The organism is Rothia sp. 11254D007BW (assembly GCF_053548195.1).
Genome location: NZ_JBPWPK010000001.1, coordinates 536150 through 555370, shown reverse-complemented (window position 1 = coordinate 555370; position 19221 = coordinate 536150). Strand labels below are relative to the sequence as shown.

General features: G+C 59.8%; 23 protein-coding genes, 2 tRNA genes and 1 pseudogene. 7 read left to right on the top strand and 19 right to left on the bottom strand.

Annotated elements, in window-relative coordinates; translation table 11 throughout:
• Window positions 1-19: 19 nt before the first annotated feature.
• Window positions 20-130 (top strand): annotated as a pseudogene (locus ACEE43_RS02550) (type II toxin-antitoxin system YafQ family toxin); the annotation flags it as partial.
• A gap of 13 nt (window positions 131-143) precedes the next feature.
• Here ACEE43_RS02550 and ACEE43_RS02545 read toward each other — a convergent pair.
• Window positions 144-557 (bottom strand): ASCH domain-containing protein, encoded by a 414-nt coding sequence (locus tag ACEE43_RS02545; protein WP_449107092.1) that lies wholly within the window; start codon window positions 555-557, stop codon window positions 144-146.
• 33 nt (window positions 558-590) lie between these two features.
• On the opposite strand from ACEE43_RS02545, the gene ACEE43_RS02540 reads away from it, so the two are divergent.
• Window positions 591-1598 carry a serine hydrolase domain-containing protein gene (locus ACEE43_RS02540; protein ID WP_449107091.1) on the top strand — a complete coding sequence of 336 codons (1008 nt, stop codon included), beginning with the start codon at window positions 591-593 and terminating at the stop codon, window positions 1596-1598.
• A gap of 45 nt (window positions 1599-1643) precedes the next feature.
• On the opposite strand, the gene ACEE43_RS02535 is transcribed toward ACEE43_RS02540, so the two are convergent.
• The 4 genes from ACEE43_RS02535 to ACEE43_RS02520 form a co-directional block, all read right to left on the bottom strand.
• Window positions 1644-2468, bottom strand: a complete 825-nt coding sequence (locus ACEE43_RS02535) for an AAA family ATPase (protein ID WP_449107090.1) — start codon at window positions 2466-2468, stop codon at window positions 1644-1646.
• Window positions 2465-3886 (bottom strand): Mu transposase C-terminal domain-containing protein, encoded by a 1422-nt coding sequence (locus ACEE43_RS02530; protein WP_449107089.1) that lies wholly within the window; start codon window positions 3884-3886, stop codon window positions 2465-2467. Before ACEE43_RS02530 ends, ACEE43_RS02535 begins: the two co-directional genes overlap by 4 nt.
• Before the next feature lie 35 nt (window positions 3887-3921).
• The gene (locus ACEE43_RS02525; RefSeq protein WP_038573372.1) at window positions 3922-4521 is read right to left on the bottom strand and encodes a recombinase family protein; all 600 of its coding nucleotides are present in this window, start codon (window positions 4519-4521) and stop codon (window positions 3922-3924) included.
• Between the two features lie 226 nt (window positions 4522-4747).
• The gene (locus ACEE43_RS02520) at window positions 4748-5242 is read right to left on the bottom strand and encodes an adenylyl-sulfate kinase (RefSeq protein WP_449107137.1); all 495 of its coding nucleotides are present in this window, start codon (window positions 5240-5242) and stop codon (window positions 4748-4750) included.
• A gap of 252 nt (window positions 5243-5494) precedes the next feature.
• Here ACEE43_RS02520 and ACEE43_RS02515 point away from each other — a divergent pair, with 252 nt between their 5' ends.
• Window positions 5495-5983 carry a hypothetical protein gene (locus tag ACEE43_RS02515; protein WP_449107088.1) on the top strand — a complete coding sequence of 163 codons (489 nt, stop codon included), beginning with the start codon at window positions 5495-5497 and terminating at the stop codon, window positions 5981-5983.
• A gap of 137 nt (window positions 5984-6120) precedes the next feature.
• Here ACEE43_RS02515 and ACEE43_RS02510 read toward each other — a convergent pair whose 3' ends face one another.
• Window positions 6121-6771, bottom strand: a complete 651-nt coding sequence (locus tag ACEE43_RS02510) for a dienelactone hydrolase family protein (protein WP_449107087.1) — start codon at window positions 6769-6771, stop codon at window positions 6121-6123.
• Window positions 6772-6891: 120 nt separating this feature from the next.
• Between ACEE43_RS02510 and ACEE43_RS02505 the strand changes: the two genes are divergently transcribed.
• Window positions 6892-7449 carry an NADPH-dependent FMN reductase gene (locus ACEE43_RS02505; RefSeq protein WP_449107086.1) on the top strand — a complete coding sequence of 186 codons (558 nt, stop codon included), beginning with the start codon at window positions 6892-6894 and terminating at the stop codon, window positions 7447-7449.
• A 14-nt stretch (window positions 7450-7463) separates the two neighbouring features.
• On the opposite strand, the gene ACEE43_RS02500 is transcribed toward ACEE43_RS02505, so the two are convergent.
• A complete protein-coding gene (locus tag ACEE43_RS02500) occupies window positions 7464-7808 on the bottom strand; it encodes a DUF2200 domain-containing protein (RefSeq protein WP_449107085.1) in 345 nt (114 codons plus the stop codon).
• A gap of 103 nt (window positions 7809-7911) precedes the next feature.
• Here ACEE43_RS02500 and ACEE43_RS02495 point away from each other — a divergent pair, with 103 nt between their 5' ends.
• Entirely contained in the window at window positions 7912-8382 is a 471-nt protein-coding gene (locus ACEE43_RS02495; RefSeq protein WP_449107084.1) for a DUF3817 domain-containing protein, read from the top strand.
• 331 nt (window positions 8383-8713) lie between these two features.
• Here ACEE43_RS02495 and ACEE43_RS02490 read toward each other — a convergent pair whose 3' ends face one another.
• From ACEE43_RS02490 to ACEE43_RS02480, 3 genes are all read right to left on the bottom strand, one after another.
• Window positions 8714-9046, bottom strand: coding sequence for a DUF952 domain-containing protein (locus ACEE43_RS02490; protein WP_449107083.1), 333 nt, complete (start codon window positions 9044-9046; stop codon window positions 8714-8716).
• Window positions 9047-9114: 68 nt separating this feature from the next.
• Window positions 9115-9462, bottom strand: coding sequence for a type II toxin-antitoxin system PemK/MazF family toxin (locus ACEE43_RS02485; RefSeq protein ID WP_185174621.1), 348 nt, complete (start codon window positions 9460-9462; stop codon window positions 9115-9117).
• Window positions 9459-9683, bottom strand: a complete 225-nt coding sequence (locus tag ACEE43_RS02480) for a ribbon-helix-helix domain-containing protein (RefSeq protein ID WP_237187891.1) — start codon at window positions 9681-9683, stop codon at window positions 9459-9461. The genes ACEE43_RS02485 and ACEE43_RS02480 overlap by 4 nt, the downstream gene beginning before the upstream one ends.
• Window positions 9684-9805: 122 nt before the next feature.
• Between ACEE43_RS02480 and ACEE43_RS02475 the strand changes: the two genes are divergently transcribed.
• On the top strand, window positions 9806-10600 hold the full coding sequence (locus tag ACEE43_RS02475; RefSeq protein WP_449107082.1) for a tRNA threonylcarbamoyladenosine dehydratase: 795 nt from the start codon (window positions 9806-9808) through the stop codon (window positions 10598-10600).
• Window positions 10601-10608: 8 nt separating this feature from the next.
• Entirely contained in the window at window positions 10609-11397 is a 789-nt protein-coding gene (locus ACEE43_RS02470) for a TatD family hydrolase (RefSeq protein WP_449107081.1), read from the top strand.
• A 79-nt stretch (window positions 11398-11476) separates the two neighbouring features.
• Here ACEE43_RS02470 and ACEE43_RS02465 read toward each other — a convergent pair.
• The 9 genes from ACEE43_RS02465 to obgE form a co-directional block, all read right to left on the bottom strand.
• Window positions 11477-11552: transfer RNA gene (locus ACEE43_RS02465), tRNA-Ala, on the bottom strand.
• 1 nt (window position 11553) lies between these two features.
• Window positions 11554-11626: transfer RNA gene (locus ACEE43_RS02460), tRNA-Ala, on the bottom strand.
• Between the two features lie 200 nt (window positions 11627-11826).
• Complete coding sequence (rsfS, locus tag ACEE43_RS02455; protein WP_135013821.1) at window positions 11827-12279, bottom strand: ribosome silencing factor; 453 nt, start codon at window positions 12277-12279, stop codon at window positions 11827-11829.
• Window positions 12280-12338: 59 nt separating this feature from the next.
• Window positions 12339-13550 carry a hypothetical protein gene (locus ACEE43_RS02450; protein WP_449107080.1) on the bottom strand — a complete coding sequence of 404 codons (1212 nt, stop codon included), beginning with the start codon at window positions 13548-13550 and terminating at the stop codon, window positions 12339-12341.
• 92 nt (window positions 13551-13642) lie between these two features.
• Window positions 13643-14338 carry a nicotinate-nucleotide adenylyltransferase gene (nadD, locus tag ACEE43_RS02445; RefSeq protein WP_449107079.1) on the bottom strand — a complete coding sequence of 232 codons (696 nt, stop codon included), beginning with the start codon at window positions 14336-14338 and terminating at the stop codon, window positions 13643-13645.
• A gap of 101 nt (window positions 14339-14439) precedes the next feature.
• A complete protein-coding gene (locus ACEE43_RS02440) occupies window positions 14440-14688 on the bottom strand; it encodes a hypothetical protein (protein WP_237205317.1) in 249 nt (82 codons plus the stop codon).
• Window positions 14689-14822: 134 nt separating this feature from the next.
• Window positions 14823-16106 (bottom strand): glutamate-5-semialdehyde dehydrogenase, encoded by a 1284-nt coding sequence (locus tag ACEE43_RS02435; RefSeq protein WP_449107078.1) that lies wholly within the window; start codon window positions 16104-16106, stop codon window positions 14823-14825.
• A 94-nt stretch (window positions 16107-16200) separates the two neighbouring features.
• On the bottom strand, window positions 16201-17310 hold the full coding sequence (proB, locus tag ACEE43_RS02430; RefSeq protein ID WP_449107136.1) for a glutamate 5-kinase: 1110 nt from the start codon (window positions 17308-17310) through the stop codon (window positions 16201-16203).
• Between the two features lie 215 nt (window positions 17311-17525).
• Window positions 17526-19133: a GTPase ObgE gene (gene obgE, locus ACEE43_RS02425; RefSeq protein ID WP_449107077.1), complete on the bottom strand. Its 1608-nt coding sequence runs from the start codon at window positions 19131-19133 to the stop codon at window positions 17526-17528.
• Between the last annotated feature and the right edge of the window lie 88 nt (window positions 19134-19221).

Here is a 19221-nt window from a genome sequence, read left to right as displayed (position 1 = left end):
CAGCTAAGGCAACTGGGCAGGCGCAAAGGAATGCCACGTGGCAAATGCCGGTGACTGGCTATTAATCTGGAGAACAACCAAAACTCACGCATATTTCCTGCGAACAGGAACACACGACGACCTCTTTTGAGCCATCATGCCCTTTATGGGGCTACGAGTTTGAGCCACTGGCAGACCACCAGGTCTTTGGGAGTTACGGGCATGCCCTCATCTCCCTGTGACCAAAAATCCCGGTGGGCACTCCACCACTCATCCCAGCTGTCAAAGCCTTCGCCCTCGGCCCGAACAAATTCGTCGGTAACATCGTGAGCTTCCACGAGTTCCACCCGGGTTGTTTCAAGTAGGCACACGGGCTGACCGGCTGAGTCAATCACCAGCTCGGTCTGCCCCACACCTGGCAGATCTTCGCCGGCTTCTAGGTAGTGCCTGTAAAGAGAAGAGGTTGCTGTTTTCTGCCCGTTCAGAAGCGCTTTCACCAGCTTATCCCTGAGAGTGTGACTTTGTCCGCTAAATGGCGTGACATCTTGATCGCTGTGTGGCGCCCTCAGAGTGTCCACTCGTGAGACGCGTCGCTGGTAGGGTGAACAGGTATGAAACCCACCTGTCTCACAAACGCATCAACGACAGACGGTGACACCGCTCTGGCAGGCCTTCTACTCAACTCCTTGCCGCTCAAGCGTCCCGTCTATGCCGCCTGTCTCGCCACAGTCGGCCCGGCAGGCACTCGCATCGCCACGATCGGGTGCGACCTGCAGAAAACGTTCCACATCGGTTCAATCAGCAAAGCCCTCAACGGCTTGATCTACACCGACATGGTGCAGACCAGGCTGATCTCACCGCACGACCGGCTCGAAGACTACCTCCCCCTGGCCGGAACAGCTGCCGGTGAAGCGACTTTGGAGTCCTGCCTGACCCACACCTCAGGACTGCCTGCCACCGGCGGGGGAATCCGCTCAGCAGCCCGAGCGCTCAGTGCTGTACTGACAGGTGGTGATCCACAACCCGAGAACCTCGCCGATCTGATGAACCAACTTCGCCGATCGCGTGTCCGTCATGCCGGGCGCTTCAGCTACTCCAACCTCGCTGCCGCAGCATTGGGCCACGCGTTAGCGGCCGCCGACGGGGCGGACTACCCGACGCTGGTGCGAAACAGGCTGACGATACCGCTGGGGTGTTCACGCCTGCGCGCTCAGCAACCTGCACAGCGAAACCTCCCGCATGACCTCAACGCTGTCACCGTGTGGGGCACTGACCAACTGCCCTGGACCGGGCAAGGCTATGGACCGGCCGGAGGGATCAGGGGAAGCGCCCATGATTTCGCCACGGTCATGTCAACCCTTCTCGCCGATTACTGTGTCTACGAGGATGCTTTCCGAGTGCGCTTCACTGATGACACTAAATCTGTCGCGGCGGGGTGGTTTGTTGAAGACAGATCCGATCGACCCCTGGTGTGGCACAACGGTTACGCCTCCGGATTCGGCGCTCACATGGTGCTGGATCGCCAGCGCCGACGAGGGGCGTTCATCTCGGTGGTCAGCCCGTATCCCGACGCGGACATCGAGCCCGTCGCGATGACAATGCTGGATGCGGCGGTGTAAGCGACATCCTCTGTACGAGGCCACGACGACAGCAGGACGTTCTCGTCAGTGCCCGAGGACCAGGGTGCTGGCAGCAGCCTCAATGACATCGTCGGTGATGGTCTCCAACTCGTTGATCTTCAACACCCGCTTGATCTGGGGGAACAATCGCTCCACTACGCGGAAGTTGCCGCGGGTCAGTCGCTCGATCGCGGCGATGGCTTGCGCATCTGTGAAGTCCTCCGGGTCCAGTTCTCTACCTAGGCGCTTGTAGTGCCGGTTCAGCACGAACAGCAGCTCGTCTTTGCCCAGGGCACGGTAGCGATGAGAGAACCCAAGCCGGCTGAACAGCTGGGGGTAGTGCCGGAAGCGCTGGTCAATGCCGGGCATGCCGATGAACATGATCGCCACACCGTCACGATCATGGATGTCGCGCAGCATCTCCAGGGCGGTGGGAGGCAATCGTTCTGCCTCATCAATGATGATCAGTTGGGTGAGCTTCTCACCACTGGATCTGCGCATGTGGAGCCTGTCTCGCTGCCAGGTGGCCATCAGATGCTCCATGATGCAGGCATCGAGTTTTCCCCGGTAGAACTCGATGTCCTTGATCAACGTCCGGTACTTCGGTTGTACCTCAGGGGTGTAGAAGATGGTCCGGGTCCGATGGGCCGTCGCGTAGATGGCCAGGTCTGATTCACTGCGTGGCCCCCAGGCGTCGATGAACGTTCCCAGGGTGTCCCAGTGGGCGTACCGGGCGTACCGTCTGGCGGACTGTGTTTTGCCGACTCCTGCCTCGCCGTGGCAGATGCCGATGGTGGTGTCTTTGCGGATGGCGTTGGCGAACTCGACGAAGCGGCGGTGTTCTTTGGTGACGATGAAGTCGCGGCTCATGGTGACAGGTCCTCTTCGTAGGTCCGCAGGCGAGACGCACGGCCACGCAGACGTGGCGTTTCGGCGTTCACATCGGGGTTCACAGGGGCACGGTCTGTTGGGCGTGCCTCGTGGGTGGGGATGCGCTCGTTGATTTCGGCACGTAGTTGACGTCGTCGGCGTCGACGAGCGGCCTGGATATCTGGCAGGCTGTAGCGCTGGTTGGGGTGGTCTTCATCCACGGCGACGCACAGCAACGTGTCGTGGTCGTAGACCCGGATCTCGGAGAGATCCCTCGGGTCGTAGCGGATGGTGACGTCATGGCCGACAAAAGGTGCCAGGGTCGGACTGAGGTAGCGCTGTCCTTGGAAGTGGATGCCGTCTCGCTGCACCCGGCGGTGGGTGGAGACCCGCAGCAGGAGCCCGTCGAGTTCTTCCAGGTTCTCTGGCATCCTGGGAATCCATCCCCGTCCGATCCACGCGGCCTTCGGGCTGGTGTTGATTGAAGAATGCGTGCGTTGGTTATAGCTGCTGATGAACTCGCCGACAGCGGTATCCAGGCTTGTCAGGTCCAATACGGGGTGTGGGTTTCGGACGCCAGGGGCGAGGTGGCCGGGCAGGGTGGTGAGCAGTTCGGTGTTGACGGTGCTGAAGAACCGCTCGATCTTGCCGCGCCCCTGCGGACGGGCAATAGTTGAATGGATGATCCGGATCTTCAGCGCTGTCGTGGTGTATGTGATGTGGCCACTGGTGAAGTCGGAGCCGTGATCGACATAGAGGACGTCGGGAATACCGCACATCGCCCAAGTGGGGTCTGTTTTCCGCCAGATAGCTTGGCGCAGTGCCAGGGCGGTGTTCATCGCTGAGGGCGCGGTGGTGGTGACCATGTAGCCGCACACTGCCCGGGAGTAGTCGTCGATGATGATGGTGAGCCAGGGGCGAGTCGGCGTGCCGTCCGGGTTCTGGATGAGAATGTCGAGTTGGGTGTGATCGGCCTGCCAGATGGCGTTGGGGCGTTCAGCCCGGTGCCGGTAGACGAGTTCGTGTCGATCCCGGTAGGACGTCGGACCCTCCAGAGCGAGGGTGACCATCGCCGGGTCAAGCGCTTGGATGATGCCACGCACCGTGGCGTAGCTGGGTGGTTTCACCGATAGTTGCTGTGCTCGGGAGTTCACCAGGCGGTGCAGGGCGGCCATCGATGGACGTGGCCTGGTGAGCCCGAGGTGTTCTATGTAGGCGACCAGTTCCGCGGATATGCGATGTGCCCCGGCATCGGATCGTGTGGTGGTGCGCAGACCGTGGATTCCGTCGGCCCGGTAGCGGGCAGCCCACCGGGATAGAGTGCGGGTGCTGATGCCGGTGGACCGTGCCAGGTCGGTCAGGGTGATGCCGTCTTCGATGTGCAGGCGAAGGATCTCCCAGCGCTGCATCTCGTCCATCACCATCACCTCACGACCTGGTCATTGTGCCCGCATCAGGCGGGCAGTGCTGACTGTCGTCGTTTAGCACCCTGCAGATGCCGGTACAGTGTTGCCCTCGACCAGCCGACCATGCTCGCTGCGTCTTCGGCACTACGGCCTTTGGCTCTCTCCTCGGCGACGATAGCGAGCTTGCGGTCGACCACCTCTGGATCCACAGGTGGTCGACCGAAGCGGGTGCCCTGGGCTTTCGCTGCGGCGATGCCGGCGTTGACGCGTTCGGTGATCAGTTCTCGTTCGTACTCAGCCAGAGTCCCCAGCATCCCGAGCATCAGCCGACCCGAGGACGTCTCCGGGTCGATGCCGTCAGAGACCGACTTAATCTTCACCTCTCGTTCGCGCAGCAGGTTCACCGTGTTGAGTACGTCGAGCAGGGATCGGCCCAGCCGGTCGATGCGCCACACCACCACCGTGTCACCGGGTTGGGCATAGGCGAGAAGTTTCTTCATTCCGGGACGCTCGATCGCATTCTTCGCCCCGGAGGTGACATCGCTGAAGACATCACGGTTCTGGACCCCGGCGGTGACCAAGGCGTCGTGTTGAAGTGTCGGATCCTGACCGACGGTGGATACCCGGGTGTAGCCCAACAGTCTCATACCCACCATCATGCCTCACTAAATCCCAGCATGGAAGAAGGCGGGACACTTTTCGGTGAGACAGGTTGGTAAGACATTTTTCGTGTTGGTTTCCGCAGGAGCCGCGGATTTTGAGATGCTCGTTGTGCGTGTCTTGTAAACCTTTAGCTTTATGAGGCGATCTCACCTCGAGCCGGGGTGCATACGCCGTTTATATGTTTTTGCGACAAAGGAAGATGTGTAGGGGTCACCACTTAAGGATTTGAATGATCTTCTCGGCAATACCGTCGGGCCGTAGGGTGTCGGTGGCGATTCGGTGAGCGGCGCTTGGAGATCGAGCGTCAAGGAATCGGGCAGCTCGTGCGCTCCTGTCGACGTGGTCTCTCAGGCTGTCACCTTGTTCGCGGCACCCTAGTCTCTCTTCCGTTGTCTTATCGGATGCTTGCAGCAACACGGAGGTTACTTTGGTATCTTTCCCCAGTGCCCGGACTAGCTTGTCTGCTTCCAGAACGCTGACGGTGTTGGTGTAGATCAGTCGGCGATACCCGTCGGCGGCGTAGTTGTTCCATATGGCCCTGAGGTTTCGCTCTGCCATCTGCTGTTTCCACGGTGCCGGATACGCGAGGTCGAGAGCATCGCCCTCGATGACGGCGTGCTGGACGCCACGTGCTGACAGTAGGCCATGGAGGGCGAAGGCCACGGTGGACTTTCCCACGCCGGACCGCCCTCCGATCAGGAGCATGTGCGGGTTGTTCATGGGCTCATGATGACATGTCCGGAGGTTGGAGGACTATCAACGGCTTGCTCATCGTCGAGGCGCTGGTCAACGGTTTCTCCGACTAGTGGTGTCATGATCTTCTCGTGTGTGGCAGCAGACCACTTCGAGTGAGGCAGAGGTATCGAAAGGTAGACTGCGCGCATGCAGCAGACTCAGCCACACGTCATATGGATCAATGGTGCGTTCGGTTAAGGCAAGACAACGGCAGCGAAGTTGTTGGCACAGAAAGTTCCCGGTGCGGTGATCGTGGACCCTGAAGAGATCGGGGCTCTTTTGAGGCCTGTTCTTCAGCCGGTGGTGCCAGTCCAGGACTTCCAGGAGTGGCCCGCGTGGAGGAAACTTGTGGCGTCTACGCTTAACGCTATCCTCCGGGAGTTGCCGGAAGACAGCCCTATGATCATCGTTGTGCCTCAGACTGTGACGGTGGAGGACTATTGGTCGGAGATTACTTCAGACTTTGATCCATCAATCCGACTCACGCCTGTGGTACTGAACATCGACCCGGTAGAACACCGACGCCGCGCAGAAGAAGACACCGAAGAGCCTAATGCTCTGCAATGGCGGCTGAACAATTTCCCAGTCTTTCAACAGTCGGCATGGCTCCAACGCGCGTTTACCGACATCGACGTTTCCTCGTTAACCCAAGAACAGACGGTCGCAGCTATCAGGGCGGTGGCGTTCCCTCCCGACCGTGAAGCCGTGTGAGGGGCAGGGCACGATCGGATACAAAATCTCATGCCCCTTTGTGTAACGCGACCCCGTTTAAGATGACAGCTTTCGGTGCGATGTCGGGCCTGCACGCCACAGAGCGATCGCAGAACCACGCCATTTATCGATCACATTCACACCCTGAGAGGCCCAGGCTCCCCGTACTCCCCCACCGTATCTGCATCGGGCAGACTAAAGCCTTCCCGGCTATGCTCAGGCAGGTCAGCTAACCAGGCCAGGGCACGCTCCATCACCAGGCTAGTCAGCTCCAGTGAATAAGTTGGCCAGGTCGAATCGGTGAAGAGGTGCTCAGCTCCCTCGTAGAAATCGCAGCTGGCTGTAGCTGACGACGTGGTGTAGGCGAGGGCTGCCGGAGCGTCCTCAGCAAACCAGGTATCAGCGCCACCGCCATGAATCGCTACCGGAAAGGAAACCGGCAGGATACCGGGCAGGTAGGTAGGGTCAACGAAGCCCTCCAGGGCGAGCAGGCCCTGGGCGCGGGCGTCCGTCTGGGCCAGGGTCTGGGCGACCATCGCCCCCAGAGACACCCCTGCTACCACAAAGGGGCCGGTGAGTGGTGCTACGGCAGCCTGCGCCCGGGCCAGGACCTTCTCATGAGTAAGCTGCTGGTAATGGGTCATGCCTTCTTCGATGGTGGTGAAGCGGTGCCCGTCGTACAGGTCAGGGGTAAAAACCAGGTGCCTGGCAGCTTCCAGGCGATCAGCGAGCGCGCGGACGCCGTCCGTCAGCCCCGCTGCGTGATGGAAAAGGACGATGGTGGTCATGGCCTTCTTTCTTCCCTGACCTGTGTACCTGGGTCAGCTCGTTTGGTTATACGTTACTGTATAGAAGCCCCACCCCTTTACACTGGGATAAACCGCCCTAATCAAGCTAGAGGAGTTATTGTGGCGCGTATCGGCGGTCTTATTCTTGGTTCTACCCGCCCTACCCGCATTAGCCCGGCGGTGGGCGCCTGGGCCCAGGAGCGTCTGGCTGCCCTGGGCAACCACACCTACGAAATCATTGACCTAGCGGAGCAGAACCTACCTCACTTCAATGAGCCAGCTTCCCCTAAATCTGGGGCTCCTTACCAGCACCAGCACACCCGCGACTGGTCTGAACTGGTGTCTGGCTTTGACGGTTTTGTGGTGGCCCTGCCCGAGTACAACGGGGGTGTGCCTGCCGTACTCAAGAACGCCATGGACTATCTCTTTGCCGAGTGGGAGGGCAAGCCGGTTGCGGTGGTGTCCTACGGTTTTGGGGCCGGGTTGAAATCGGCGGCCCAGTTTGAGCTAGCCTGCCCCAACTACGGCCTGGTGCTGGTGCCAGCTGCCGTCAATATCAAGCTAAGCCGAGCCATGTACGATGCCGAGGGCAAGATAGCGGATGCCGCCACCGCCTTTGCCGCCTACGAGCAGGGCCTGCCCGCCCTGGATGTGGCTTTGAGTGAGGCTCTACAGTAGACCCAGGTGAGAGGTTAGGACCGTAAAATTTTTTCGAGCGGACGGCCCTTGGCTACCTCGTCAACGAGTTTGTCGAGGTAGCGAATCTGCTGCATGAGGGGGTCTTCAATCTCCTGCACCGTATAGCCGCAGATGGAGCCGGTTATCAGGTGCGCGGCGGGGTTGAGCTGGGCTGAGGCGAAAAAGTCACGGAAGGACGTCCGCTCCTCAAGGTGGCGGGCCAGGTCAGCAGGGCTGTAACCCGTCAGCCAGCAGGTAACGGTCTCTACCAGGGCGGTGTCCTGGCCCTTGCGCTCTACCTTGGCCAGGTAGTGGGGCCATACTTCAGCTAGGGGCATGTCAAAGATTTTGTGGGTCATGATCCCAAGCTTAGTGCCCTGCCCCCACCTGCGGTAAACCTGTACAGTAGGTAGCGGTGATAAACCCTTTGCTGTCTATCTTCCATTCACTCTGAAAGGCCCCATGCGACCAGATTCTAAGCCCACCCCTCGGGCGCTCTTCCGTACTTTTGCTACCGCTGAGATGATTACCTGGGCCCTGTTGATTACGGCCCTGATTCTGCGGGGTACCGGCGTGACCAATATTGTGCCCATTGCCGGTGGTATTCACGGGTTTGTTTTTCTGAGCTACTGCGTGGTGACGGTCTTTACCTGGGTGAACCAGCAGTGGAAGGCTCCCGTGGGCATCGCCGGTCTGCTTCTGTCGGTGATTCCCTTTGCGACGGTTCCCTTTGAGCTTTTCCTCGAAAAGCGGGGTCTACTGCGCGGGGGCTGGCGACTGGCACCTGGCGGGGCGGCGCCGTCCGGCCTGCTGGAGAAAGCTCAGGCCTGGGTGCTGGCCAAGCCTGCCCTGGCCAGCGTCCTGCTACTTGCCTTCGTGGTTCTGCTCTTCGTGGTACTCCTGCTGGCGGGCCCGCCCGTGCCCAAGAACTAACAAATACTAAGGCTATCGACAATCGCTACCAGCGCAGCTAGAATCAGAACTAGGTTCAGAAGTGTCGTTACCACTTCTAAACCTCCTCTATTTGATTTTTGAACGTACCGGGCAGATTTGCCCGGTACGTTTTTATCTTAACAGCATCATGCCGCCTCAAATAGACCTAAGTGGTTGATGCTGAATCACCCTTTTTACCCTTGGTTCGTCTTAGGCTATGTTGCCTATCTGACGAAAGTGCGTCATATCGCTGAGCGTGCACATGGCAGGTGCACGCTCAGCGATATGACGCACTTTCGCGTATCACCATCTTTGGATGTGCTTGTATTACCTACTTGCGATGTAAAACTTTGAACAGGCACGGGGGTAGGTGCCCTCCATAAACATGCGGAAACAACTCGGAACTAGGATCAGAAGGGTCTGCTGGTTCCCATCGAACAGTGAACCCAGCAGGCTCTAATTCACGGGGGTCGATTTCAAGGACGAGAATATCTGGCCTGTCACCATAGATGAAGTCTGAAACTCGCTTTACCTGATCCATATCCGCGCAAGCGTGCAAGAATCCCTGCTCGTTGATACTCACTCCACGTGTCGAATGAACCCACACCTTAAGTTTCTGCGCTTGTTCCCAGTCTTCGGGCAAAGCTATGTGATAAATCGTCACTAAAGTTCCTCCGAGAAACGTGCATTACCTGTTTTCAAATACCAGCACCTCTGCCCTGAGCTGACCACTTACAGATTCAAATGAACTTTCAAAGCCTCATCTAGTTCCCAAACTTTATTTCTCGATAAGGTACCTATATAGTCGCCGATACGATCCACAGATACTGTTCTTATAAGTTCTGTTTGGGCTTTTGAGTCGGTAGATAGGCCGGTTTCGTCCTGGGCCAAGAGCACCTGAAACGAAGCAATAAATCTAGTATTAGAGGTCAATGGAACAACCGTCAGCGTCCCTATACCATGATGGGCTACATAAGTATTCGATTCATCTCTACTCACGATGATGGCAGGCCTTTTCTTGTTGGGCTCACTCCCTCGGGCAGGCTCAAAATCTACCCAGTAGACGTCACCCCGTCTCATACAAGACCGTCTCCTGAAGTCTGACCCCACACCTCTTCTTCACCAGACTCTGCCCATTCCCGATGCGCTCTAGCGTATTCATCAGTGAGGTCTACGGATGTCATCTGATCAATGGCTGCTTTAATGGCAGATGACCGAGAAGCAAATTTCCTTTGTGCGATAAAACGGTCGAGAGCCTCAACCGTTTCATCCGCTAAGCTGATACTAATTTTGGTGGTCATACCCCAATCCTACCGACTGGGTTATCTGCTGCTCAAGACCTCAACCCATGAGGCACACACCCTGCTCCCACCCGTGTGGCATAATGACCAGGTTAGACACACTGACTTTCCGAGGAGACCCTGTGGGTGTTGAGAGCGAACGTTTTGCCCGGTTGAAGCTACTGTTTAAGAACGAGGGCCTGCAGAAACTTCAGGATTCCACCGTCATGGTGCTGGGTCTTGGCGGCGTTGGTTCAGCCTGCGCTGAGGCTCTGGCCCGCGGCGGTGTGGGTAACCTGATTGTGCTGGACCGCGACGTCGTAGAAGAAAGCAACATCAACCGGCAGGCCCTGGCCTTTACCTCCACCCTGGGCAAGGTCAAGGCCGAGGTCATGGAGGGCATGATTAAGGAGATCCAGCCCGACTGCACCGTCACCGCCGAGCGGGTCTTCCTTACCCCCGATAACCTGGCTGAGACCCTGGATAAGTTCCCCCGCCCTAACTACGTCATTGACTGCATCGACACCATCACCCAGAAGCTGGCTGTCTACCAGTGGGCTGCTGAGCGGGGCCTGAATCTAGTGGCTTCCATGGGCGCGGCGAATCGTCTTGACCCGACCATGCTGCAGTTCGCCAATATCCGCCGCACCTACAACTGCTCTATGTCTAAGGTGATTCGCTCCGAGTGCCGCAAGCGCCAGATTTACGGTCTTGAGGTACTCTTTTCCACCGAGCTGCCCTTCAAGGTGGAGAAGGCACCGGGCGCAAAGGCTAAGGGGGAAACTCTGGGGTCGATGAGCTACATGCCCCCGATTATGGGGCAGATGTTGGCCGGTAAGGTGATTCGTCAGCTGGCCGGTATGGAAGAGATTCCGGCACCTCCCTACCTGGGTGGGCAGGAATACCAGCAGGACGCTCCTGGGCGGCACACCGCCTAACTCTACCTATGCTGCTCGATACCCATTTTCACTATGACTTCCTGGCCCCGCAGCTTCGGCCTGCCTTTGATCAGGCCCTGCGGACCCAGGACGTCCAGGTTATTGCCCAGACCCTCTTGCCATCAGCTTACCGGGAACTTCGGCAGGTAACTGACCCGGCTGGGCCCTTGCTCTCTCTTGGTTTTCACCCCTGGTGGATGGTCTCACCAGCCCAAGTTGAGGCTGAGCTGGAGGTTTTTGAGGCTGAGGTAGCCAGCTGCCGGTTCATTGGTGAAATTGGGCTAGATTTTTCGCCCCGCCGCCTGGAGGTATCCCCTGCCGACCTGCAGCTGGGGGCCCTGGGCAGTCTTCTGAGTATGGTAAGTGAGGCAGCCGCCGGGCAAACAGAGCAGAAGCCCTATGTGCTGTCCCTGCACGCCGTCCGTGCAACAACAGCCATGCTTGATCTTTTCGAGGAGCTTGCTCTACCCGGCTCCCCCATCGTGCCGGTGATTCACCGCTTTGGGGGCACCAGCGATGAGCTGACCCGGCTGGTGAGGTTGGGCGGCTGCATCTCGGTTCACCCGCAGATGCTTGAGTCTAAGCGCGGACGGGCCTACATCCGCCAGGCGCCCGCAGACCGCCTGCTTTTGGAGACAGATCTGCCCGAGCAGCCTACTGACGCGCTCGATACCCAGCTTTTTGCGCAAGAGGTGGGCGGACGCCTGCGCCGACTTGTCGAGGGCATTTCGGCTGAGCGCGGCGTAGACTTTCTACCGATTCTGCGGGAGAACCAGAGGCGGCTCTATTCTCTTTAGTACCCCTGCCCTGGCTTATGGCCCAGGTTTTCTCGGGGCACAAAAAAGTCTCGGCAACAAGCTGTTACCGAGACCTGAGTGGTGGAGGTAAGGGGATTCGAACCCCTGACCTTCTGCATGCCATGCAGACGCGCTACCAACTGCGCCATACCCCCGTGGAGCTAAGGGGATTCGAACCCCTGACCTTCTGCATGCCATGCAGACGCGCTACCAACTGCGCCATAGCCCCTTATTCACTTATTCCCCGCTCTCGCGGCGACTGTTCTATCTTATGGCACCCACAAGGGCTCATGCAAATCGAGAACCCACCAGTACATATGAACTGCGTCACGTAATATTCATGGACTGTGCAACCTCTGTCCACAAAAGGACGCCCCACCCTACTCCCCTAACATAGGGAAGGAGGGCGGGGCGTCCTCACAGAAGAAACTAGTCTTCGCGCTGGTTCATCAAATCCGCTTCGGGTGTGATGATTTCGAAGTCAGCTTCGGCGCCTTCGGTGTCGACGGCACCGGCTTCGCTGTCTAGGCCCAGGTCGATGCGGGGGGCGTCGCCCCAGAGGCGGTCGAGGGCGTAGAAGGCGCGGTCTTCTTCGTGCTGTACGTGCACTACGATGTCGCCGAAGTCCAGGAGTACCCAGCGGCCTTCTGCGCGGCCTTCGCGGCGCAGGGGCTTGAGGCCCAGTTCTTCACGGAGCTTATCTTCAACCTCGTCAACAATTGCGTTGACCAGGCGTTCGTTGTGGGCTGAGACGACCAGGAAGCCGTCGATCAAACCCATAATGTCAGAAGCGTCGACGGCCAGCAGGTTGGTTCCCTGCATGTCGTCGGCCGCGCGTGCGGCTACCTTCAACGCTTCAATAGACTCTGCAGCTGCAGTCATTTCGCCCTTTCCGAGCAAATCATTCCCCAAACCTTTTGGGGTCTCATTCAACTAAATCTTTAACTGAAGAAAAGGAACCACACGGTGGCCAGTACAAGCACGAGAAGCAGGAGGCCCACGACGGCTACGATTGCGCCGGTGGATCGACCCTCTGATGTTTCTGGGCTGTAGGTTGCTGCTGCTTCTTGTTCTACTTCGGCAAGGTCGCCGGAGGGGGCTTCGTCCGTCTGTTTGACGGTGCCTGCGAAGTTGAAGCGCTGAGCGTCTTCTTCCTGGTCGGGGCCGGGGGCCGCTGCCGGGGTCTCAGGTGCAGACTCGGTGGTCTCTTCGTCCTCTTCTGCCTGCGGCTCGTAGGTGTACCCTTCGGGGGCCTTGGCAGTTTCTTCAGAACTATCAGAGTCTACCGCACCGGTGCTGTCACTGGCTAGGGTGCTGGCGGCTGGGTCAGTCACATCGGCGCTGTCGATTTCGGTGAGGTCAAGGCCCTGGGCGTCGACCGCGCGGACGGGGGCGGGCAGGTCCGGGGTGTGTTGGCCGGCGGTGAAGAGTTCGGTGACGGGCCCACTCTGGGAGTCTTCGGTTAGCTCCGCTTCGGCTTCTTCTTCGGGGTGGGTCGCCCTATATTCATCGTCCTTGGCCTGGGCGCGAGCGATGATAGCGGCAATTGCCTCAGGGTTTGTGGTGACGACGGGTTCCTCGGCCTCAGGCTCTTCTGCCTCATGGCTCTCATCCGCTGCCGCGTCACCCGCTTCTTCAGTAGCCTCGGCCTCTTCTACCTGCAGCTCGCCAACGCTCACGAAGTCACTTTCACCGGTGATTTCGCCGGCGGCAGCGGCGAAGTCTACCTGCTCGGTAGCTTCAGCCGGCTCGGAGTAGTCAGTACCAAGAACCTGCTGGTCAATGTGGGCCAGGGGGTCTTCAACCATGGTGGCGCGGGTGTTATCGAAATCTACGTCGAGCTTCTCGCCCTCACCGGTGCTGATGCTGCCCATCTGTGACAGATCAACCAGGGAGCGGGCGGCGTCCTGCTCTACCTCTACACCCTCGATGGCACCCATAAACATGGGCACCTCGGGCAGCTCTTCATCCCCCCGTTGCAGGGCGCGCAGGTATTCAGCGACCTCTTCGTAGTAGCGGGTTAGACGGCGCGGGCCCATGGGGCGGGTCGGGGGCGGGATTTCTAGCCCGTCCTCGGTGACGTAGCTTTCGGTGAGGTAGGCGGGGGTCTCGTCATTCTGGCCGTCCGCGGCCTGATCGGGTCGTGTGCTCACAGTGTTTCCTTGAGTGGGATGCCTGGTTCTTGTGGTTAATGCTACCAAGCCAGACAGGTGGTGAAGGTTCTTAGCTGAGGTGGTCTTTGGTTTTATTTCAGCCGGGGCAGGCCAGCTACGTAGCCGCCGTCCGGGGTGCCGGTGTCGTCGCCGGTGTAGAGGCTGTATTTATTGATGTACTGCACTACCCCGTCGGGCACCAGGTACCAAACAGGCAGGTCATTGCGGGCCCGGTCGCGGATATCGGTCGATGAGATGGCCATAGCCGGGATTTCGATGACGCGGACGCGCCCCTGCGCTTCTTCGGGCACGGTCAGTTCGTGGCCGGGGCGGGTGACCGCCACGAAAGTGGCGAGGTCCCACATCTTGTGGGCGTCTTTCCAGGTGGTAATTTGGCTCATGGCGTCGGCACCGGTGATAAAGAAGAGCTCGTCGTTGGGGCGCTCGGCTCGCAGGTCGGTGAGGGTGTCGATGGTGAAGGTGGGGCCCTGGCGGTCAATATCGACCCGGCTCACGGTGAAGCGGGGGTTGGAAGCGGTGGCAATCACCGTCATCAGGTAGCGGTGTTCGGGGGCGGTGACCTGTTTGTTGGCCTTCTGCCAGGGGTTGCCGGTGGGCACGAAAATTACTTCATCGAGGCTCAGCACGGCAGCGACTTCGCTGGCTGCAACCAGGTGCCCGTGGTGGATGGGGTCGAAGGTGCCACCCATGACCCCCACGCGGGTGGTGGCGGGGTCGGGTTCGGGGATGCCGAGCTCACGTCGGATTTCATGGGCGGGACGAATCACGGGTCTCCTGCTCGCTTTTGTATGTACGGCTTCGGCGCGGGCCCGCTCCCCCGGTTACCGGGGTGGTGCGGGCACCGCGCCGAAGTGTGGTGGAGAAAAGTTTAGCGCTTGTGCTTGCTCTGGTAGTCGCGCAGGGCCTCGGTCTCTTCGTGGGAGAGGTGGTCTGCTGCGTGGTCGGGGCGTACAACGCCGCGGCCTGAGAATGAGATGGTAATCAGGAAGAGCAGGCCGAAGAAGATGAAACCGATGATGGCGAACCAGTAGGTGGGCATACCGAGCAGTTCGAGCTGGTGGCTACCTTCTTCTGAGGCAAGTACGGTGGCGCCTGATGCAAGTACAGATGAAAACATGTGTGTGTACCTTTCGAGGCTGGGCGGTGTGTGGCCGCGCCAGTGCGGTCAAAGTATGGGTTTATTACCATGCTACCGGGTTTCGCGCTCTATGAGCGGGACTTTACCCGGTAGCAGGTGCGATTTTTCTGCTTTTAGTCGCGGGCGTGCCAGTCGCCGCGCACGATCCACTTGGTGGTGGTGAGCTGCTCTAGGCCCATGGGGCCGCGGGCGTGCAGTTTCTGGGTCGAGATACCAACCTCCGCGCCCAGGCCGAACTGGCCGCCGTCCGTAAACCGGGTCGAGGCGTTCACGTACACTGCCGCGGAGTCAACGTCGCGAATAAACTTCTCGGCGTTGGCGATGTCGTTGGTCAGAATCGCCTCGGAGTGGCCGGTGGAGTATTCACGAATGTGGGCGATTGCCGCCCGAACATCGGGCACGGTCTTAACAGCCAGATCCAGGGAGCCGTATTCGGTGGCCCAGTCCTCGTCGGTTGCCTCTACCGCGTCTACGCCCTCGGGCAGGATGGCGCGGGTGGCGGCGTCCGCATGCAGGGTTACCCCCGCCTTAGCCAGGGCCGCAAGGACGCCCGGGGCGGCGTCCGCTCCCTCGGCCAGGAGCAGGGTTTCTACGGTATTGCAGGTACCGGGCCGCTGGGTCTTGGCGTTGACCAGAATCTCAGCGGACTTTGCCGGATCAGCGGTGACGTCGAGGAAGATGTGGCAGTTGCCCTCACCGGTCTCAATCACCGGCACCTTAGCGTTCTTTACCACCGACTGAATCAGGCTGCGACCACCCCTCGGAATCAGCACATCGATATGCCCGCGAGCCAGCATCAGGGCTGCAGCGCCCTCACGGCCAAACTCGTCCACCGACTGCACCGAGTCAATGGGCAGGCCGGTAGCGTGCAGGGCATCACGGATAATACGAACAATCACCTGGTTGCTCTTGGCAGCAGCTGAACCGCCGCGCAGCATCACCGCGTTACCGGCCTTAATAGCTAAGCCAGCGATATCAACCGTTACGTTGGGGCGGGCCTCATAGATAGCACCCACCACGCCCAGGGGCACCCGCACCTGCTGCATCCGCAGGCCGTTCGGCAGGGTTGAACCGCGCACCAGCTCCCCCACCGGGTCGGGCAGGGCAACCAGCTCACGCAGGGCGTCCGCAAGCTCAACCACCCGGTGCTCGGTCAAACGCAGGCGGTCCAGCATAGCCTCGCTCATACCGGCTTCCCGCTCCCGTTCAAGATCCTGGGCATTCTGCTCGATAATCACCGCCGAATGCTTTTCGAGTGAATCAGCAACAGCCAGCAAAGCCCGGTTCTTCCATCGGGTATCGGCCTTGGCCAGACGTCGGGAGGCGATACGGGCGTCCACCGCCATATCGGTGACCTGCCGCATCACATCGTCACTCACGTGTACCTGCTCGCCCATGAGCATCTCCTTATGTATAGGGGGTTGAACAACCTTGAAACTATCCTACCGGCGCACCCGCGCAAGGGCCCAGTATTACTGGGGCCGGTGATTACTACTGGGAGGGGCCCACCAGCGCAATATTATCGGCGTGCGCTACCGTACCGTCGTAGGTCTCCCCCATGGTGCGCTGAATCTGCTCGGTGTGCAGACCCACCATCTGGGCGGTCTCACCGGCAGTATAAGAACTCAGGGCATGAGCCAGCACTTCGCCACCCTCGTCAACAATCGCCACGGGGCTACCGCCCTCAAACGAGCCCTGAACCCCCAGCACACCGGCTGCTAGCAAAGAACGACGGCGGCGCAGGGCGGCAGCAGCGCCCGCATCCACGGTAATTGAGCCCTCTATATCGGCCAGATGCTCCAGCCAGAGGGTCTGCACCGGGCGGCGCTCGCCAGTGGCGTAGAACCAGGTGCCGACGTCCTCACCGGCAAAAGCGGCGCGGGCGTGAGCCGCGCTCGTTACCAGGGCGGGAATTCCGGACGCCGCCGCCACCTGGGCAGCCTTCACCTTCGTCACCATACCACCGGAGCCCACACCGGCAGACCCCACCGACCCAATCGACAGGCCCGCCAGGTCAGCTTCATTGCGCACGCTACTCACACGCTCGCCGCCCTGATCGGGGTGGCGGGTGTAGAGGGCATCCACATCAGAGAGTAGAAGCAGGGCGTCGGCTTTGACGGTGTGGGCCACAAGGGCTGCGATACGGTCGTTATCGCCGAAGCGGATTTCGCGGGTAGCTACCGCATCGTTCTCGTTGATAATGGGCATGACCCCCAAATCGAGCAGGCGCTCTAACTGGCGGTGGGCGTTCTGGTAGCGGTCCCGCGCCATGAGGTCTTCAGCGGTCAGTAGCACCTGGGAGACGGTGACGCCGTAGCGGGTAAAGATATCGGTGTAGCGGCTCATCAGCAGGGACTGGCCGACGGACGCCGCCGCCTGCTGGGTTGCCAGATCTTTAGGACGGCGCGACAGACCCAGCGGAGCCAGGCCGGCAGCAATAGCGCCCGATGATACAAAGACCAGCTCAATAGAGGGGTGCTCTTTTTTCTTCTTAGCCAGCACATCGGAGATAGTGGCGATAGCCAGCTCGTCCAGGGAGTTCTCGATGGAGGTCAGGGACGAAGAACCCACCTTCACCACGATCCGCTTAGCCCATGGCATGTCGGAGCGTTCGATGATGGGGCTGCGGCGGTGCTTGCTGCGTGACTCGGCACTGGCCTGGAAAGCGTCCTTCAAATCCAATTGATTAGCTCCCTTAAAGTGTTAACTTTAGCTTCTATGAATATACAGCAGAGTCGCCCCGGGCACACTCCCCGGGGCGACTCCTTACACATAGTGAAATAAGAGCGGGGCGAAGAAAACCGCCCTATCCCCTCTTACTCTTCCTCTGCCGCGCGCTTGGCAGCCCGCTTTTCAGCCTTAGCTGCCTTGGCCTTAGCGGCGCGGGCCTCGTCGACAGACTCGGTCCAGATACCTGCCACACGCTCAGCCTCAAGTTCGGCACGGGCCTCAGCCTTGGCGTCCATGCGCTCGTGGAACTCAGCCTTGCGCTGGGCACGGGTGGGGCGAATGATTTCCTCAAGGCGGGCATCGGTACCGCGCGGGGATGAGAGCAGCTCGGCGCCGCCAACCATGGTGGGCTCCCAGTCAAAGACCACGGCGTCCACTTCTTCACCGATCACTACGGCATCACCGGCAACCGCACCTGCCTTGAAGAGTTCATCTTCAACGCCAAGGCGGTTGAGGCGGTCAGCCAGGTAGCCCACGGCTTCGTCGTTGTTAAAGTCAGTCTGCTTAATCCAGCGCTCGGGCTTCTCACCGATCACACGGAAGAGGGGTTCCAGGTTGCGCTCTTCCTTGCGGATGATGAATTCCTGGCGCTTCTTGGAACGGAAGCCCTTGGGCTTGACCACGGCGACATCCTCTGCCGGTGCGCTCTTGCTCTTCTTGCGGGCCTTGCGGTCAGCCTCAACCAGCTCTGCCATGGCAAAGGTCAGCTGCTTGAGACCCTCGTGGGATGCGGTTGAGATTTCAAAGACTCGGTAGCCGCGCTCTTCGAACATGGGGCGGACGAATTCAGCCAGCTCACGGGCTTCGGGCACGTCAATCTTGTTGAGCACAATCAGCTGGGGGCGTTCGTTCAGGGGGACGGTGACGCCGGCAGTGGGATCAACCTCGTAGTTTTCCAGCTCGCCGCGGATGACGTCGAAGTCGCTGATGGGGTCGCGATTGGGTTCTAGGGTGGCGCAGTCAATCACGTGGACCAGGGCGCTTGAGCGCTCAACGTGGCGCAGGAAGCGGTGGCCCAGGCCCTTACCCTCGGAAGCACCTTCAATCAGGCCGGGAACGTCAGCTACGGTGTAGCGAGTATCGCCGGCTTGGACCACACCCAGGTTGGGAATCAGGGTGGTAAAGGGGTAATCAGCGATTTTGGGGCGGGCCGCTGAAATCGCTGCAATCAGGGAGGACTTACCGGCTGAGGGGTAGCCCACCAGCGCGACATCTGCAATGGATTTGAGTTCCAGCACGATATCGCGGGTTGAACCTGGAATACCGAGCAGGGCGAAGCCGGGGGCCTTGCGCTTGGTGGAGGCCAGGGCAGCGTTGCCTTTACCGCCGATGCCGCCTTCAGCTGCAATGAATTCGTCGCCGATGCGTACCAGGTCGGCCAGTACGTTGCCGTCGCGGTCTTTGACCACGGTGCCCTGGGGTACGGGCAGAATCAGGTCTTGGCCGTTGAAGCCGTGGGACATGTCGCCACGCCCGATGTCGCCGTTGGGGGCGCTCTGGTGGGGGCTGTGGTGGTATTCGAGCAGGGTGGTGGTCTGGGCGTCTACGCGCAGGATGACGTCGCCACCCTTGCCGCCGTTACCGCCATTGGGGCCGCCGAGGGGCTTAAACTTCTCACGGCGAACCGAGACACAGCCGTGCCCACCGTGCCCACCGGTTACGTGTAGGACCACGCGATCTACAAATTCTGCCACGAGTGCAAGCTCCTTCAAAAAAGTTTGGTTTGGTTATCTAGTTTACAGGGTCGCCCCGGTGCCGGTCTGTGGCCGGACGCTCCTTGGG